This is a genomic window from Marinactinospora rubrisoli, from assembly GCF_042664915.1.
Classification (GTDB): domain Bacteria; phylum Actinomycetota; class Actinomycetes; order Streptosporangiales; family Streptosporangiaceae; genus Marinitenerispora; species Marinitenerispora rubrisoli.
This window is the reverse complement of sequence record NZ_JBHTBH010000006.1, coordinates 280,133-296,238: the sequence shown is the minus strand read 5'-3', so window position 1 is coordinate 296,238 and position 16,106 is coordinate 280,133. Positions and strand designations below refer to the sequence as shown.

General features: G+C 72.5%; 14 protein-coding genes. 8 read left to right on the top strand and 6 right to left on the bottom strand.

Annotation, left to right across the window (positions count from 1 at the left end; translation table 11 throughout):
* Positions 1-92: 92 nt before the first annotated feature.
* The gene (gene leuA, locus ACFQRF_RS14695; protein WP_379871641.1) at positions 93-1,802 is read left to right on the top strand and encodes a 2-isopropylmalate synthase; all 1,710 of its coding nucleotides are present in this window, start codon (positions 93-95) and stop codon (positions 1,800-1,802) included.
* A gap of 88 nt (positions 1,803-1,890) precedes the next feature.
* Here leuA and ACFQRF_RS14690 read toward each other — a convergent pair whose 3' ends face one another.
* Complete coding sequence (locus tag ACFQRF_RS14690; protein ID WP_379871640.1) at positions 1,891-2,739, bottom strand: CAP domain-containing protein; 849 nt, start codon at positions 2,737-2,739, stop codon at positions 1,891-1,893.
* Between the two features lie 228 nt (positions 2,740-2,967).
* Here ACFQRF_RS14690 and recO point away from each other — a divergent pair, with 228 nt between their 5' ends.
* The 4 genes from recO (at position 2,968) to ACFQRF_RS14670 (ending at position 6,257) form a co-directional block, all read left to right on the top strand.
* Complete coding sequence (gene recO, locus ACFQRF_RS14685; protein ID WP_379871639.1) at positions 2,968-3,699, top strand: DNA repair protein RecO; 732 nt, start codon at positions 2,968-2,970, stop codon at positions 3,697-3,699.
* On the top strand, positions 3,696-4,520 hold the full coding sequence (locus tag ACFQRF_RS14680; protein WP_379871638.1) for an isoprenyl transferase: 825 nt from the start codon (positions 3,696-3,698) through the stop codon (positions 4,518-4,520). The genes recO and ACFQRF_RS14680 overlap by 4 nt, the downstream gene beginning before the upstream one ends.
* Positions 4,517-5,329, top strand: coding sequence for an SGNH/GDSL hydrolase family protein (locus tag ACFQRF_RS14675; protein WP_379871637.1), 813 nt, complete (start codon positions 4,517-4,519; stop codon positions 5,327-5,329). The genes ACFQRF_RS14680 and ACFQRF_RS14675 overlap by 4 nt, the downstream gene beginning before the upstream one ends.
* Before the next feature lie 118 nt (positions 5,330-5,447).
* The gene (locus ACFQRF_RS14670) at positions 5,448-6,257 is read left to right on the top strand and encodes an SGNH/GDSL hydrolase family protein (protein WP_379871636.1); all 810 of its coding nucleotides are present in this window, start codon (positions 5,448-5,450) and stop codon (positions 6,255-6,257) included.
* 22 nt (positions 6,258-6,279) lie between these two features.
* Here ACFQRF_RS14670 and ACFQRF_RS14665 read toward each other — a convergent pair whose 3' ends face one another.
* Genes ACFQRF_RS14665 through ACFQRF_RS14650 form a run of 4 tightly spaced genes read right to left on the bottom strand, consistent with a single transcriptional unit; the run spans position 6,280 to position 8,811 of the window.
* Positions 6,280-6,672, bottom strand: a complete 393-nt coding sequence (locus tag ACFQRF_RS14665; RefSeq protein ID WP_379871635.1) for a Fur family transcriptional regulator — start codon at positions 6,670-6,672, stop codon at positions 6,280-6,282.
* Positions 6,669-7,568, bottom strand: coding sequence for a metal ABC transporter permease (locus tag ACFQRF_RS14660; protein ID WP_379871634.1), 900 nt, complete (start codon positions 7,566-7,568; stop codon positions 6,669-6,671). Before ACFQRF_RS14660 ends, ACFQRF_RS14665 begins: the two co-directional genes overlap by 4 nt.
* Positions 7,561-8,391, bottom strand: coding sequence for a metal ABC transporter ATP-binding protein (locus ACFQRF_RS14655; RefSeq protein ID WP_379871633.1), 831 nt, complete (start codon positions 8,389-8,391; stop codon positions 7,561-7,563). The genes ACFQRF_RS14660 and ACFQRF_RS14655 overlap by 8 nt, the downstream gene beginning before the upstream one ends.
* A gap of 45 nt (positions 8,392-8,436) precedes the next feature.
* Entirely contained in the window at positions 8,437-8,811 is a 375-nt protein-coding gene (locus ACFQRF_RS14650) for a DUF6703 family protein (protein WP_379871632.1), read from the bottom strand.
* A 476-nt stretch (positions 8,812-9,287) separates the two neighbouring features.
* On the opposite strand from ACFQRF_RS14650, the gene ACFQRF_RS14645 reads away from it, so the two are divergent.
* The 3 genes from ACFQRF_RS14645 to ACFQRF_RS14635 all read left to right on the top strand — a co-directional run bounded on the left by ACFQRF_RS14645 (position 9,288) and on the right by ACFQRF_RS14635 (position 15,006).
* Positions 9,288-12,974, top strand: a complete 3,687-nt coding sequence (locus tag ACFQRF_RS14645) for a bifunctional glycosyltransferase/CDP-glycerol:glycerophosphate glycerophosphotransferase (RefSeq protein ID WP_379871631.1) — start codon at positions 9,288-9,290, stop codon at positions 12,972-12,974.
* Between the two features lie 72 nt (positions 12,975-13,046).
* Positions 13,047-13,346, top strand: coding sequence for an antibiotic biosynthesis monooxygenase family protein (locus tag ACFQRF_RS14640; protein ID WP_379871630.1), 300 nt, complete (start codon positions 13,047-13,049; stop codon positions 13,344-13,346).
* 271 nt (positions 13,347-13,617) lie between these two features.
* Positions 13,618-15,006 (top strand): glycine--tRNA ligase, encoded by a 1,389-nt coding sequence (locus ACFQRF_RS14635; protein WP_379871629.1) that lies wholly within the window; start codon positions 13,618-13,620, stop codon positions 15,004-15,006.
* 81 nt (positions 15,007-15,087) lie between these two features.
* On the opposite strand, the gene trhA is transcribed toward ACFQRF_RS14635, so the two are convergent.
* The gene (gene trhA, locus ACFQRF_RS14630; RefSeq protein WP_379871628.1) at positions 15,088-15,828 is read right to left on the bottom strand and encodes a PAQR family membrane homeostasis protein TrhA; all 741 of its coding nucleotides are present in this window, start codon (positions 15,826-15,828) and stop codon (positions 15,088-15,090) included.
* Positions 15,829-16,106: the final 278 nt, after the last annotated feature.

Genomic DNA, 16,106 nt, shown 5'->3' with positions numbered 1-16,106 from the left:
GAGTTAGGCCGGCTCCCTCGCCGCGGGTCCTTGGCGTGTTCTTGTCGGCCGGACACCACCGCGAGCGAAACCCTTTCCGAGGAGCCTCTTTCATGGTGCCGCAGCAGCAGCCCAGTGGTATGCCCGTTCATCGCTACCAGCCCTTCCCGCCGGTCGATCTGCCCGACCGCACCTGGCCGTCCAAGACCATCACCGCCGCTCCGCGCTGGCTCTCCACCGACCTGCGGGACGGCAACCAGGCGCTGATCGAGCCCATGGACCCCGAGCGCAAGCGGGAGATGTTCGACCTGCTGGTGCGCATGGGCTACAAGGAGATCGAGGTCGGCTTCCCGGCCGCCAGCCAGACCGACTTCGACTTCGTCCGGTCGCTGATCGAGGAGGACCGGGTACCCGACGACGTGGTCATCTCCGTCCTCACCCAGGCGCGCGAGGACCTGATCGAGCGCACGGTGCAGAGCCTGGCCGGCGCCAAGCGGGCGACCGTGCACCTGTACAACGCCACCGCGCCGGAGTTCCGCCGCGTGGTGTTCCGGGTGGACCGGGACGCCTGCAAGGCCATCGCGGTCGAGGGCACCCGGCACGTCATGACGTACATGGCGCAGTACCTGGGCGACGCCGAGTACGTCGGCTACGAGTACTCTCCGGAGATCTTCATCGACACCGAACCGGACTTCGCGCTGGAGGTCTGCGAGGCGGTCATGGACGTCTGGGAGCCGGGCCCCGGGCGCGAGATCATCCTCAACCTGCCGGCCACCGTGGAGCGCGCCACGCCCAACGTCTACGCCGACCAGATCGAGTGGATGAGCCGGCGGCTGTCCCGGCGCGAGCACGTCTGCCTGTCGGTGCACCCGCACAACGACCGCGGCACCGGCGTCGCCTCCGCCGAACTCGCGGTGATGGCGGGCGCGGACCGGGTCGAGGGCTGCCTGTTCGGGCACGGCGAACGCACCGGCAACGTCGATCTGATCACCCTCGGCCTGAACCTGTTCAGCCAGGGGGTCGACCCGCAGATCGACTTCTCCGACATCGACGAGATCCGCCGGATCGTCGAGCACTGCACCCAGCTCCCGGTCGCCCCCCGGCACCCCTACGGCGGCGACCTGGTGTACACCGCGTTCTCCGGCTCGCACCAGGACGCCATCAAGAAGGGGCTGGCCGCGCTGGAGGACGACGCCGGGCGCGCGGGCGTGCCCGTGGCCGAGCACCCGTGGCGGGTGCCCTACCTGCCGATCGATCCCAAGGACGTCGGCCGGACCTACGAGGCCGTCATCCGGGTCAACAGCCAGTCCGGCAAGGGCGGGGTCGCCTACATCCTGCAGCGGGACCACGCGCTGGACCTGCCGCGCCGGCTGCAGATCGAGTTCTCCCGGGTGGTGCAGGAGTTCACCGACACCGAGGGCGGCGAGTTCTCCGGCGAGCGCCTGTGGGACATCTTCACCGAGACCTACCTGTCCGAGCGCGGGCCGGTCGCGGTGGTCGCGCACCGGTCCGGGACCACGGAGGACGGCGGCTACCGGATCTCCGCCGACGTCTCGGTCAACGGGGAGATCCGCGAGATCGGCGGCTCCGGCAACGGCCCCATCTCGGCGTTCGTGGACGCGCTGGCCGGCATCGGCGTCAAGGTCCGGGTCGTCGACTACATCGAGCACGCCATGAGCGAGGGCGGCGACGCCCGCGCCGCGGCCTACGTCGAGGCCGAGGTGGACGGCCGCACCGTCTGGGGGGTCGGGGTGAACGACAACATCACCACGGCATCGCTGAAGGCGGTGTGCAGCGCGGTCAGCCGCGCCGGGGCCGTCTGACGGCCGCGGGCGTGACCGTCCGTCCGGCACCCGGGTCCCCGGGTGCCGGACGCGTTCGTTCGGCGGCGACGCCCGCGCCGCCGCCGGGCTACTCCCGGCCGAACATCTGAGTCCAGTAGCGCTCGGCCTCGCCGACCCCGATGGCCCGGTTGTCGCAGTTCAGGATGTTGGCGCGGTGCCCGTCGCTGTTCATCCAGCCGTTCATGACGTCCTCGGCCGTGCGGTACCCGGCGGCCACGTTCTCGCCGGACCAGGCCGGATAGCCGACCTCGGCCGCGCGGTCGGCGGGCCCCTCCCCGTCGGGGCTGACGTGGTCCATGTAGTCGCGCGCGGCCATGTCCTCGCTGTGCCCCTGCGCGGCGGCGGTCAGCCGTCCGTCCACCCGGACGTCGGGGCAGCCGGCCCGGGAGCGCTCGTCGTTCACCAGCTCGACCACGGCCGAGGCGAGCGAGGAGCCGCCGGACGGCCGGTCGGGGGGCGACCAGTCGCCCCGGTCGGGGCGCCCGCCGGGGCCGGAGTCGTCCGAGCCGCCGTCGGAGGGCTCCGTGGCGTCGGAGCCGGAGGACCCGGAGTCCGACGGTGACGGCTCCACGGTGATCTCGGCGCTGGTCTGCGCGCTCTCGTCGGCCTGATCCGAGGGGCGGGGGGAGGGGGGAACGGAGGGGCTGGTGCTGGGGAAGAAGTCGTCCTCGGGCGTGAGGGCGTCGTCGGGGACCGCCGCCTGCTGGCCGCCGGAGTCCCGTCCGGCGTCCTGCGGCAGTCCGGCGAGGGTGAGCGCGGCCGCCAGGCCGAGCCCGACCGGGATCGCGGCGGCCGCGCCGATGAGCGGACGCCGCCAGGCTGACGGCCGCTTCGGGGCGCGCCGGGAGACCCGCCGGCGCCGGGCGCCGCTCTCCCGGCCGCGGGATCTTCGATGGCTTCCGTTACCGCGTGGCATCGTGCTGCCCCCGTTCTGTTCTGGGGAGAGTGGGGTTGGGACTGCGGAAAACCGTGCAATGGGGGATAGTCGCCATTTGTCACTCCGGGCGCGATCGTAGACCACTTCGCGGCAAAAGGCGTTACCAATCGGTGATATCGCTGGTGGGGGCGGGACGGACGCCCGCCGCACCCCGCACGGCGGACCGCCCGGTTCGCCGCCGGACGGGTGATCGGCGAGAATGGGCACGTGAGCCTCTACCGTGACGAGGGAGTCGTCCTGCGCACCCAGAAGCTGGGGGAGGCCGACCGCATCGTCACCCTGCTGACCCGGCGCACCGGGCTGGTCCGCGCGGTCGGCAAGGGGGTGCGGCGCACCAAGTCCCGGTTCGGCGCCCGCCTGGAACCCTTCACCCACGTCGACCTGCAGCTGCACACCGGCCGCACGCTCGACGTCATCACCCAGGCCGACACCCTGCGGGCCTACGGCGAGACCATCGTCACCGACTATCCGCGCTACACCGCGGGCACCGCCATGCTGGAGACCGCCGAGAAGATCGTCATCGTCGAGAAGGACCCCGCACTGCGGCAGTTCCTGCTCCTCGTGGGCGGCCTGCGCACGCTGGCCGAGGACGTCCACGACCCACGGCTGGTCCTGGACGCCTACCTGCTACGCTCGCTGGCCGTCGCCGGGTACGCCCCCGCGCTGGGGGAGTGCGCGCGCTGCGGCTCGCACGGATCGCACCGTTCCTTCGCGGTGCACGCCGGCGGTACCGTGTGCTCGGTGTGCCGGCCGGCGGGCTCGGCCTCCCCAGCCGCCGCGACGGTCCACCTGATGGCGGCCCTGCTGCGCGGCGACTGGGCCGAGGCCGACGCCAGCGAAGGCCGGCACCGCACCGAGTGCAGCGGGCTGGTCGCCGCCTACCTGCAGTGGCACCTGGAAAACGGAATCCGATCCCTGCGCCTCGTGGAGCGTACGTGAGCCTGTACAACCCCCTCTCGTCCAAGTCGGCCGCTCGCCCGGTCGAGCCGCCGCGGCCGCACCCCAGCGGCGCCCGGCCGCCGGAGCTGCCGCGCGAGCTCGTGCCCCGGCACGTGGCCATCGTCATGGACGGAAACGGGCGCTGGGCCAAGGAACGCGGGCTGCCGCGCACCGAGGGGCACAAGGCCGGCGAGAGTTCGCTGTTCGACGTGATCGAGGGCGCGCTGGAACTCGGCGTCCCCTACCTCTCCGCCTACGCCTTCTCCACCGAGAACTGGAAGCGCTCGCCCGAGGAGGTGCGCTTCCTCATGGGCTTCAACCGCGAGGTCATCCGCCGCCGCCGCGACGAGCTGCACGCGCGCGGCGTGCGGGTGCGCTGGGCCGGGCGCAGCGGCCGGCTGTGGAAGAGCGTCATCTCCGAACTGGAGCAGGCCGAGGAGATGACCAAGGACAACCGCGCCCTCACCCTGCAGTTCTGCGTCAACTACGGTGGCCGCGCCGAGATCGCCGACGCCGCCGCGCGGATCGCCCGCGCCGCCGCCGACGGCAGGATCAACCCCGACCGGGTCACCGAGGCGACGGTCGCCAAGTACCTGGACGAGCCGGAGATCCCCGAGGTCGACCTGTTCGTGCGCTCCTCCGGCGAGCAGCGGCTGTCCAACTTCCTGCTCTGGCAGTCGGCGTACGCCGAGTTCGTCTTCCTGGACACCCTCTGGCCCGACTTCGACCGCCGGCACTTCTGGCACGCCTGCGAGATCTACGCCAGCCGCGACCGGCGCTACGGCGGCGCCGTGCCCAACCCGGTGGAGCCGGCGCCGTGAGCCTGCTCGCCGGGCGCACGGATCTCGCCTACGTCGCCATCGGGGACAGCTTCACCGAGGGGGTCGGCGACCCCTACCCGGACAGCGCCGCCCACCGAAGCGGGCACTTCCGGGGATGGGCCGACCGGTTCGCCGAGCACCTGGCCGAACACGCCGCGCCGACCGCCGAGATCCGGTACGCCAACCTCGCGGTGCGCGGCAAACTGCTCCGCCAGGTGCTGGCCGACCAGCTCCCGCGCGCGCTGGAGTCCGGCCCGGACCTGGTGACGTTCAGCGCCGGCGGCAACGACCTGCTGCGGCCCGGCGGCGACCCCGACCGGCTCGCCGCGGGCGTGGCGCACGCCGTCCAGCGGCTGCGCGCGACCGGCGCGGAGGTGGTGCTGTTCACCGGCGTCAACTTCACCACGGGGTACATGCGCGCCCGCATCGGGAAGTTCGCGCGCTTCTACCTCAACCTCCGGTCGATCGCCGACCGGTACGGCTGCCACGTGGTCGACCAGTGGCGGATGGACGTGCTCACCGACCCGCGCGCCTGGGACGCCGACCGGCTGCACATGTCCCCCGAGGGCCACCGGCGGCTCGCCCTGCGGGTCTGCGAAGTGCTCGGCGTGCCGGCCGAGGGCCGTTCGGACGAACCCTGGCCGCCCGCGGCGGCCGTGGACTGGCGCACGGCTCGCGGCGCCGACCTGCGCTGGGCGCGCGAGTACCTGGTGCCGTGGGTCGGGCGCCGGCTCACCGGGCGTTCCTCCGGTGACGGCCTGGCACCCAAGCGCCCGGAGCTGACGCCGGTGCCCCCGGCCGGGCGCTGACCGCGAGCGGGGCGGCCGGGAACGCCGCCGGTCCGCAGGGTGAGGAGCGCGACAAAAGCCGGGAACCCCGGAACCTACTGTCGCGTAACCAGGGGTCGGCCCGGCATCATCGAATGCCATGAGCGGCTTTCAGGGAGGGTTGGACCTCACCCAGGACGTCATCTCCTACGTGGCACTCGGTGACAGTTTCACCGAGGGACTCAACGACCCGGCCCCGGAGGACAGCGGCGCGTCCCGTGGCCGGTTCCGCGGCTGGGCCGACCGGCTGGCCGAGCACCTGGCCGAGCGGGTGCCCGAGGTCCGGTACGCCAACCTCGCGGTCCGCGGCAAACTGATCCGCCAGATCGTCGGCGACCAGCTGCCGCGGGCAATCGAGCTGCACCCCGACCTCGTCACGATCTGCGCCGGCGGCAACGACATCCTGCGGCCCGGCGGCGACCCCGACCAGGTGGCGGCGATCTTCGAGGCCGCCGTCGCCCGCCTCGCCGCCACCGGCGCCACCGTCGTCGTCTTCACCGGGTTCGACACCGGCTTCCAGCCCGTCATGCGGCACCTGCGCGGCAAGATCGCCACCTACAACATGCACCTGCGCGCCATCGCCGACCAGTACGGCTGCCCGGTCGTGGACCTGTGGAGCATGCGGGTCCTCCAGGACCGCCGCGCGTGGAGCGCCGACCGGCTGCACCTGTCCTCCGAAGGGCACCGGCGGCTCACGCTGCGGGTCTGTGAGGTCCTCGGCGTGCCGGCCGAAGGCGACTGGCGGCAGCCCTGGCCCGACGAGCAGCCGCTGCACTGGCGGGCGGCGCGCCAAGAGGACCTGCACTGGGCGCGCGAATACCTGGTGCCGTGGATCGGGCGCCGGCTCACCGGGCGTTCCTCCGGCGACGGACTGGCCCCCAAGCGGCCGAACCTGGAGCGGCTGCGCTGACCGCCCGCGGCGCCGGGGCGGCTCAGGTGGCCCCGGCCGCCGCGCGGGAACAGTCGGCGCAGGTGCCGAAGATCTCAACGGTGTGCGTGAGGTTCACGAACCCGTGCTGCACCGCGATGCTCTCGGCCCACTTCTCCACCGCGGGCCCCTCGATCTCCACCGCCTTGCCGCAGGAGCGGCAGACCAGGTGGTGGTGGTGCCGCCCGGAGGCGCAGGCGCGGTAGACCGCCTCGCCCTCGGCGTTGCGCAGGACGTCGATCTCCCCGGCGTCGCTGAGCGCCTGCAGCGCGCGGTACACCGTCGTGAGGCCGATCTTGGAGCCCTCGGCGCGCAGGTCGGCATACAGGTCCTGGGCACTGCGGAAGCCCGTGCTCTCGTTCAGCGCCTGTCGTACGGTCTCGCGTCGTGTGCTCATGTCTTCATGCTCCCCGGCTCTGTCTCGGGAATGCTACCGAGCGCACCCGCCCCGCGCGTCCGGCGGGCGGAGTCGGCGCGTCCCCGCCGGAGACGGAGCATTCGCCCGGCCACGACGGCCACCGCGAACACCCCGAGAGCGATCAGCACGATGGTCGAGCCCGGCGCCACGTCGACGTAGAACGCCGTGCTGAGCCCGCCGATCGCGGCGGCCACCCCCACCACCATGGCCAGCCCCACCGTGGCGCGGAACCCGCGGGTCACCTGCTGGGCGGCGGCCACCGGGACCACCATCAGCGCGCTCACGAGCAGCACCCCCACCACCCGCATCGCGACGACGACCGTGAGCGCCGCCGTCACCGCGATCACCAGGCTGAGCAGCCGGACCGGCAGCCCTTGCGTCCGCGCGACCTCCTCGTCCTGGCAGAGCACGAACAGCTCCCGGCCGAAGTACGCCATGACGCCCAGCACCAGCACCGCCAGCGCCGCCATGACGGTGACGTCCTCCCGGCTGACGCTCGTCACCGAGCCGAACAGGAAAGAGGTCAGGGTGCCGGTGCTCTGCCCCGGCGCCAGGCCGATGAGCAGCACCCCGCCGGCGATGCCGCCGTAGAAGAGCAGCGCCAGCGCGACGTCGCCGCTGGTGCGGGTGCGCGCCCGGACCACCTCGATGAGCACGGCGCCCAGCGCCGAGACGATCAGCGCGGTGACGATCGGCGACGTGCTGGTCAGGTAGCCCAGCGCCACCCCGGTCAGCGCGACGTGCCCGATGCCGTCGCCGAGCAGCGCGAGCCGGCGCTGCACCAGGAACGTGCCGATCGCCGGAGCGGTGAGCCCCACCAGCACCGCCGCGAGCAGCGCGCGGCGCATGAAGTCCAGCTCCAGCAGCTCAGTCACGGCGGGGGACCTCCAGGCTCGGCACGGCCGGGGCGAGCGGCGGCTCGTCCGCGTGCGGGTGCACGTGTTCCCGGTCCGGGCCGTCCTCCGGCACGGGAGCGCCCGAAAGGCGGGGCGGGACGCCGTCGCGGACGATACGGCCGTGGCCGAGCACGATGGCGCGCCCGATGAGCGGACGCAGCGGGCCGAGTTCGTGCAGCACCATGACCACCGTGTGGCCGCGGCGGCGCAGTTCGCCGACGGCATCGGCCAGCGCCCGCTGGCTGGCGGCGTCCACACCCGCCATGGGCTCGTCCATGACGAAGGTGTCCGGCCGGCCGGCCAGCGCGCGGGCGATCAGCACCCGCTGCTGCTGCCCGCCGGAGAGCTCGTGAACGGAGTCGCGTGCGCGGTCGGTCAGCCCGACGGTGGCCAGCGCCTCGTCCACCGCCGCGCGGTCGGCGGCCCCGGGCAGCCGGAGGCGGCGCAGCCGCGCCACCTGCCCGGAGGCCACCACCTCGCGTACCGTGGCCGGCACGCCGCCGCCGACGGTGAGCCGCTGCGGAACGTAGCCGATGCGGTTCCACTGCCGGAACCGCCGGACCGGGACACCGTGCACCTCGACCCCGCCGCGCAGCAGCGGCACGACGCCCAGCATGGCGCGCGCCAGGGTCGACTTGCCGGAACCGTTGGGGCCGAGGATCGCCAGCACCTCGCCGCGCGGAACCTCGAAGGACACACCGTCCAGCACCGGCCGGCCGTCGTAGGCCACGACGGCGCCGGTCACGCGGAACGCCGGCGGGCCGGACTCGGGGCGCCGGCCCGCGACAGCTACCTCAGACACCTCTCAAGTGTGCCGATAACGAAAACGGTTGTCAAAATGTCCGGTTCAGGAGCCGACCTGGAGTACGGCGAGCCCGAGCAGCGTCACCACCACCACGACGCGCATGGCCCGCTCGCCGCCGCGCAGCCGCGGCCACGCCAGGAACGCCAGCCAGCCGAAGAACACCGCCAGCACGCCGAGGAGCACCGCGCCGACGACGCCCGCCGCCAGCAGGCCGGCCGTGAACACCACCGCCATCCCCACCGGAAGCACCCACCGGGGCGCGTTGTGCAGCCACACCAGGGGCACCGCGCTGCGCCGTTCGACCGTGCGGCGCAACGCGCCGGCCTCCGGCGTGAAGAAGGTGTCCCCCTCCGGGAGCGGGCGTCCCGGCGCGGGGGAGGGGCGGCGGGACTGCGGCTTGTTGCGCTTACGGGACACGCGGCTCCTTCGGGCGGGTACGGCTGGGAACGGGCGGGCGGCCTGTGGGCCCCGGACGGCGTGCGGACGTCGCAGGTGAAGCCCGCATCTCCGCACCCCCTTCCGGCTCCGGCGTCCGGCGTCCGCGGCGGCGGGAACGGTGCCGTCCGATCGCCGGCGCCGCCAGGCTCAATTCTCGCCGACGCCGCCCGGCCACGGACAGGACCATCCGGCCGCCCGGGCCGTGACGGCCCGCGCCGTGACGGCCCGGGCCGCTCCACGCGTCCGGTGCCACCCCGGCGGCCGATCAGCCCGGCCACGCATAACGGTATTTTTGTCCGAGAGCGGCGGCTCGTCTCCGTCCGGCGGTCCGACACGGAAACTTACGAGCCGTTTACGCAACGTGGTTTACGTTGGCCCCTCCACAACTCCGCCGGGCCCCTCGGCCCGGTCTCTGTGACCCGCTCCAGCAGAGAAGACCGGGAGACTGTTTTTCCGTGCCCAAGCTCAGCCTCATCGTTCCCTTCGACGTCACCGACTCCCGCCTGCGGGAGTGCCTGGACTCACTCGGCGGCCAGAGCGCCGATCTGGCCGACGCCGAGATCGTCCTGGTGCCCATCGAAGCCCGCACCGGTTCATCCGGCACCCCCGAACCGGCCGGCGGCGCCGCGGGTGACGTCACCGAGGAGACCGACGAGGACGGCGACACCGACACCGACCCCGCCGCCTCCGACGCCGACGCCGACGCCGACACAGTCAAGGACGACACCGAGGACGAGGACGGCGAGTCCGTCGGCTCCACCGGCGCGGAGGGGCTCGCCGTCGCCCAGCACGCCCACGGCACCCGGATCGGCGGCGCCCCGGTGCGCTTGCTCGGCGGCGCGGCGGCCGGCGACGCCGCCGCCTGCGCGCTCGGCGCCGGGGCCACCACCGGCGAGTACCTGATGTTCGTGCGCGGCGACGACGCGCTGCCCGGCTACGCCGTGGCCTACCTCCTCGACTCCCTGGAACGGAGCGGCTCCGACTTCGCGGCCGGCAACCTCTACCGGTTCAACGAGCTGGGCTCCCGGCCCTCCAGCGCCCACCGCAAGATCTTCGACCGGGTCCGCACCGCCACCCACGTGCGCGACACCCCGGCGCTGCTGGCCGACCGGCTGCTCGGCAACAAGCTGTGGCGCCGCTCCTTCTGGGAGAGCCTGCCGCCCGTCGCGGACGAGGCCGACGCCGACCTCGCCGTGCTGCGCGCGCACTTCGCGGCACGCGCCGTCGACGTGCTCCCCGCGCCCGTCTACCTGCGCCGCGACCGCGAGTCGGCCGACGACCTCAGCCGGATCGAGAACCTGAGCCGGCGCATCACCGCCATCGCGGCGCTCAGCTCCTCCCTCTCCGGAACCGACCGCGCCCTCTGGGACGACCACGCCCTGCGCCGCGACCTGCGCCGGGTGCTGCTCCGGCTGGACGACGCCGACCAGGCGGCCCGCGAGCGGTTCCTGGACCTGGTCAACGGCTACCTCGACAGCGTCGACCGCGCCGTCCTGGAGCGCATCGGCGTGCTGCACCGCCTCAACTACCACCTGGTGCGCAAGCGCCGGCTCGACCGCCTCATGGAGACCATCACCTTCCAGAAGAGCGTCGAGCTGAAGAAGGCCCCGGTGGTCCGCCGCGGGCTGCACTATTACATCCGCTACCCCTTCTTCGAGGACCCCGAGACCGGCGTCCCCCGGGAGCTGTACCGGCTGGACGGCGAGCTGAAGGCGCGCCAGAAGACGGAGCACATCGAGTGGCGCGACGGCCGCCTCGTCGTCAGCGGGCGGGTCGGCATCCGGCACCTGCGCGCCGGGCGGCGCTGGCAGCAGCAGCTGCTCGCGTTCGCCGTGAACGCCGACACCGGCCGGCGCGTCCCGGTCCCGGTCCGGGTCCGGCGGGCCGCCGAGTACCGGCTGCCCGATCTCCCCGACGCCGCCCGGCACGACTACGGCGGCTTCGAGATCACTCTCGACCCCGCAAAGCTCCGGCTCTCCGGCCAGTGGCGGGCCACCGACTGGCAGCTGGAACTCGTGGTGGTCAACCGCGGCCTGGTGCGCCGCCGCATCGTGGCCAACCCGGTCTCCGGCCCGCCGGAGCGGCCGCCCTACCACCAGGTCGCCGAAGACGTGTGGATCCGGCCGGCCTGGGACGAGGACCAGCAACTGCGCCTGCGGGTCGCGCCGGTGCGCGCCCGCGTCCTGGGGCACCGGATCGACGTCAACCCCGCCGTGCCCGAGCTGGAGATCAGCGGCGAGTTCGTGTCACCGCCCGCCGCCGAGGCCCGCGTGCTGCGGCTGACCCGCCTGCCCGGCACGGCGGCGCTGGAGTACCCGCTGCAGACGGTCGGCCACCGGTTCACGGCCCGCATCCCCGCCGCCGGGCTGCTCAGCCACATGGTGAACGAGGGCAACGGCGCGCTCCGCCAGGAACGGTGGCGGGCCGAGCTGCGCACCCCTGACGGCACCGCGGTCCCGCTCGTGCTGCCCGACGACGTCGAGCCGGCCACCCACCCCGTCGGCGACGGCTACCACGAAGTCGTCGTCCAGCGCACCAGCGACGGCCACCTGCGGCTGCGCGCCGGGTGGGCGCACCCGGTCGTGCGCGGCGCGGAGTGGGCCGGCCCCGAGGGCCGCGACCTCGTGCTGACCGGGCGGTACGCGGCCGACTCCCACCTGACACTGGTGTTCAAGGCGCGCGGACGTGACGAGGAGCACGAGTTCGGCGTGACCCGTGACGGCGACGCCTTTCGCGCCGTCTTCACCCCCGCGGCCATCGGCACGCTGTCCGGCACCCTCCCGCTGTCGGCCGGCTCCTACCAGCTCTGGGCGCGGGTCCGTCACGAGGACGGCGACGGGACCGACGTGCGCGCCGAACTCGACTCCGACTTCGTCCGCTCCCTGCCGCTGGAGATGCAGACCTCTGAGCGCGGCTACACCTTCGCCGACAGCGGGTTCGACACCCCGGTGCTGCGGGTGGGCAGCGACCTGCGCCCCGACGAGCGCGGCAGCTTCGCCCAGCGCCGGCTGCGTGAGGTGGCCTACCCGGCGATGCGCGAGCAGCAGCCGCGCGAGGAGATCCTGTTCGACAGCTACACCGGCCGGCAGTTCTCCGACAGCCCGCACAGCATCTACGCCGAGCTGCGCGCCCGCGGCGGGCGCTGGGCCGACTACCCGATGTCCTGGCTGGTGCGCGACGGTCAGGTCAACCTGCCGCCCGACCTCACCCGGGTGCGGCACAACGGCCACGACTTCTACGAGTCGCTGGCGCGCTCCCGCTACCTGGTGACCAACTCCCGCCAGCCCGCCTGGTTCGCGCGCCGGCCCGGCCAGACGGTGGTGCAGACCTGGCACGGCTCGATGCTCAAGCGGATCGGCTTCGACATCGAGAACATCCGCGGCAAGTCCCGCGACTACCACGAGAAACTGGCGTGGGAGACGCGGCAGTGGGACTACCTGGTCTCGCCGAGCCCGTGGGCCACCCCGATCCTGCGCCGGGCGTTCCGTTTCGAGGGCGAGATCCTGGAGACCGGCTACCCGCGCAACGACATCTTCTTCTCCGCCGAGCGGGAGGCCATCGCCGAGCGCACCCGGCGCCGGCTCGGCCTGCCGGAGGGCAAGAAGGTCATCCTGTACGCGCCGACCTGGCGGGACGACAAGTACTACACGCGGGGCAAGCACAAGCTCGACCTGCACCTCGACCTGCGCCGGATGTACGGCAAGCTGGGGGAGGACCACGTGCTCCTGGTCCGCCGGCACCCGCGCGTGGTCGACAGCGTGCCCATCGTCGGCGAGAACTTCGTCTACGACGTGTCGCTGTACCCGGAGATCATGGAGCTGTTCCTGATCACCGACATCCTCGTCACCGACTACTCGTCGATGATGTTCGACTTCGCCAACACCGGCCGCCCGATGCTCTTCTTCACCTACGACATCGAGAGCTACCGTGACAACCTGCGCGGGTTCTACTTCGACTTCGAGGAGACCGCGCCCGGCCCGCTGCTGGTGGAGTCCGACGACGTGATCGCGTCCGTGCTCGACGTCGACGAGGTGGCCGGCCGCTACGCCGGCCGCTACCGGAAGTTCGTCGAGCAGTTCTGCCCACTGGACGACGGCAACGCCGCCGCCCGCGTGGTGGACCGGGTCTTCGGCGAAGGCTGAGCCGCGCCGTGCGGAACCGCGGCGCCCGCGAAAGGCGGGCGCCGCACCCGCGCGGCATGCCACCATGGGGCCGTGATCGTCATCACCCGCTACACCGTGGCCCCCGAGGACTCCGACGACTTCGTGGCCCGCGCCGCAGGGGCGCTGGACGCGCTCGGCCAGCGGCCGGGCTACCGGTCCGGAACCGTGGCGCGCGCGGCCGACGAGCCGACCCTGTGGACGATCGTCACCGAGTGGGACGGTCCCGGCGCCTACCGCCGGGCGCTGTCGAACTTCGACGTACGGGTCGCCGCGGTCCCGCTGCTGTCCCTGGCCAAGGACGAGCCCAGCGCCTTCGAGGTGGTCGCACGGCACCCGGACGCCCCCGCCTGACCGGGGGCGCGCCGGGCGTGCCGCCCGTTCACACGCCACGGGAGGGGTCTTCCCGTTCACACGCCAGGGGAGAGGGGTCTTCCCGTTCACACGCCACGGGAGGCTTATCCGGTCGCTCCCGCGGGCCGACGGGCGTAGGGTCGTTGGTGCATGTCGGTGGCCACGCCTGCAATAGGCTGGGCACTTCCGCGAACAGATCCGCGGATTCCATGACACGAGCGTCGCGTTCCGCGATCCGCCGACCGCCAGCCGGATGGAGACTGAGAAGACTATGGCCGTGAAGTCAGAGGCAATGGACACCCTGGTCAATCTCGCCAAGCGCCGGGGTCTGGTCTACCCCTCCAGCGAGATCTACGGGGGCCTGCGCGCCTCGTGGGACTACGGCCCGCTGGGCGTGGAGCTGAAGAACAACGTCAAGCGCCAGTGGTGGCGCTCGATGGTCCAGGAGCGCGAGGACATCGTCGGCCTCGACTCCAGCGTCATCCTGGCCCGCGAGGTCTGGGAGGCCTCGGGCCACGTCAAGGAGTTCGTTGACCCGCTCACCGAGTGCCAGTCCTGCCACAAGCGTTTCCGGGCCGACCACCTGATCGAGGGCTACGCCGAGAAGCACGGCCGCGAGCCCGAGAAGGGCCTGGCCGACATCGCCTGCCCCAACTGCGGCGCGAAGAGCTCCCTGATGGAGCCGCGCATGTTCAACGGCCTGCTGCGCACCTACCTGGGCCCGGTGCAGGACGAGAGCGGTCTGGCGTTCCTGCGGCCCGAGACCGCGCAGGGCATCTTCATCAACTACCTGAACGTGCAGCAGTCGGCGCGCCGGAAGATCCCGTTCGGCATCGGCCAGATCGGCAAGTCCTTCCGCAACGAGATCACCCCGGGCAATTTCATCTTCCGGACCCGCGAGTTCGAGCAGATGGAGATGGAGTTCTTCGTCAAGCCCGGCGACGACGAGGACTGGCACCAGTACTGGATCGACACCCGCCTGCAGTGGTACGTCGACCTGGGCATCTCCAAGGACAACCTGCGGCTGTACGAGCACCCGCAGGAGAAGCTCTCGCACTATTCGAAGCGGACCGTCGACATCGAGTACCGGTTCAACTTCGTCGGCGCCGAGTGGGGCGAGCTGGAGGGCGTCGCCAACCGCACGGACTTCGACCTGAAGACCCACTCGGAGCACTCCGGCGCGGACCTGTCCTTCTTCGACCAGGAGAACAACGAGCGCTACACGCCCTACGTGATCGAGCCGGCGGCCGGTGTGGACCGCGCGCTGCTGACCTTCATGCTGGACGCCTACCACGAGGACGAGGCGCCCAACGCCAAGGGCAAGATGGAGAAGCGCGCCGTCATGCGCCTGGACCCGCGGCTCGCGCCGGTCAAGGCCGCGGTGCTGCCGCTGTCCCGCAACACCGACCTGTCGCCCAAGGCGCGCGAGCTCGCCGCGACGCTGCGCCGGCGGTGGAACGTGGAGTTCGACGACGCGGGCGCGATCGGCCGCCGCTACCGCCGCCAGGACGAGATCGGCACGCCGTTCTGCGTCACCGTCGACTTCGACACCCTGGAGGACGACGCGGTGACGGTGCGCGAGCGCGATTCGATGGGCCAGGAGCGGGTGTCCCTGGACCAGGTGGAGCGCTACCTGCTGGAGCGGCTGCCGGGCTGCTGAGCGGCCCCCGCCCCGCGACTCCGGCGCCGGCCCGGGCACCTCGTGCCCGGGCCGGCGCCGTTCAGCGTCCGGCGCGTCCGGTCAGCCCGCGACGGTGTAGACGACGAACGACACCGCGATGTAGTGGCAGACGTAGGCGGCGACGGTCAGCGAGTGGAAGACCTCGTGGAAACCGAACCAGCGCGGCGCGGGGTCCGGCCGTCGCAGGGCGTAGACCAGGCCGCCGACGCTGTACAGCACGCCGCCGACCAGGACCAGGATCCACGTGGCCGGGTGCGTGCCGCCGACCAGTTGCGGGATGAACAGCACCGCCACCCAGCCGACGGCGATGTACAGGGCGGTGGACAGCCAGCGCGGCGCGTTCAGCCAGCACACCTTGAAGACCACGCCGGCGATGGCGGCGCCCCAGATGAGGGAGATCATCGCCGTGCGCAGGGTGCCGTCCAGCACCAGCAGCACGAACGGCGTGTAGGTGCCGGCGATGATCAGATAGATGTTGGAATGGTCCAGCCGCCGCAGCACGGCGGTGACGCGGCCGGACCAGTGGCCGACGTGGTAGATCGCCGACGTGCCGAACAGCAGCACCGCGCTGGCCGCGTAGACGGCGCTGGCCAGCCGGGACAGGCCGGTGGGCGCCAGGACGACCAGGACGATCCCGGCCGCGAGGGCCACGGGGGCGGTGCCGAGGTGCAGCCAGCCCCGCAGCAGCGGTTTCACCACGCCGTGCAGGACCGCGGAGGTCGTGGTCGGCCGTTCCCCGGCGCCCGGGCTCGCGCCGCCGTCGGCGTGCCGCAGCGTGTCGTCCCTCTGCTCCACTGACACGTTCGCTCTTCTTTCCTCGGAACTCGCTCGGGGCCGGTCGTCCCGCGCATCGACTGTACCTACGCCACCGTAGGTTACTCGTGGGTTGGGCGTGTGTCGCTCGGCACATCACGGCCTCCGGTGGGCGGTCGCGGAGCCGGATTGGATCAGTGCGTGCGGCGGAGCCCGTCCGGGGAGTGTCATGATCCGCTCCGACCTGCGATGATGCCGGTCCAATGGCCCCGGGACGTCGTGGGTGTGACCTGGGTCGCGCCGGCCGATGAAGCAGACCAATGGAC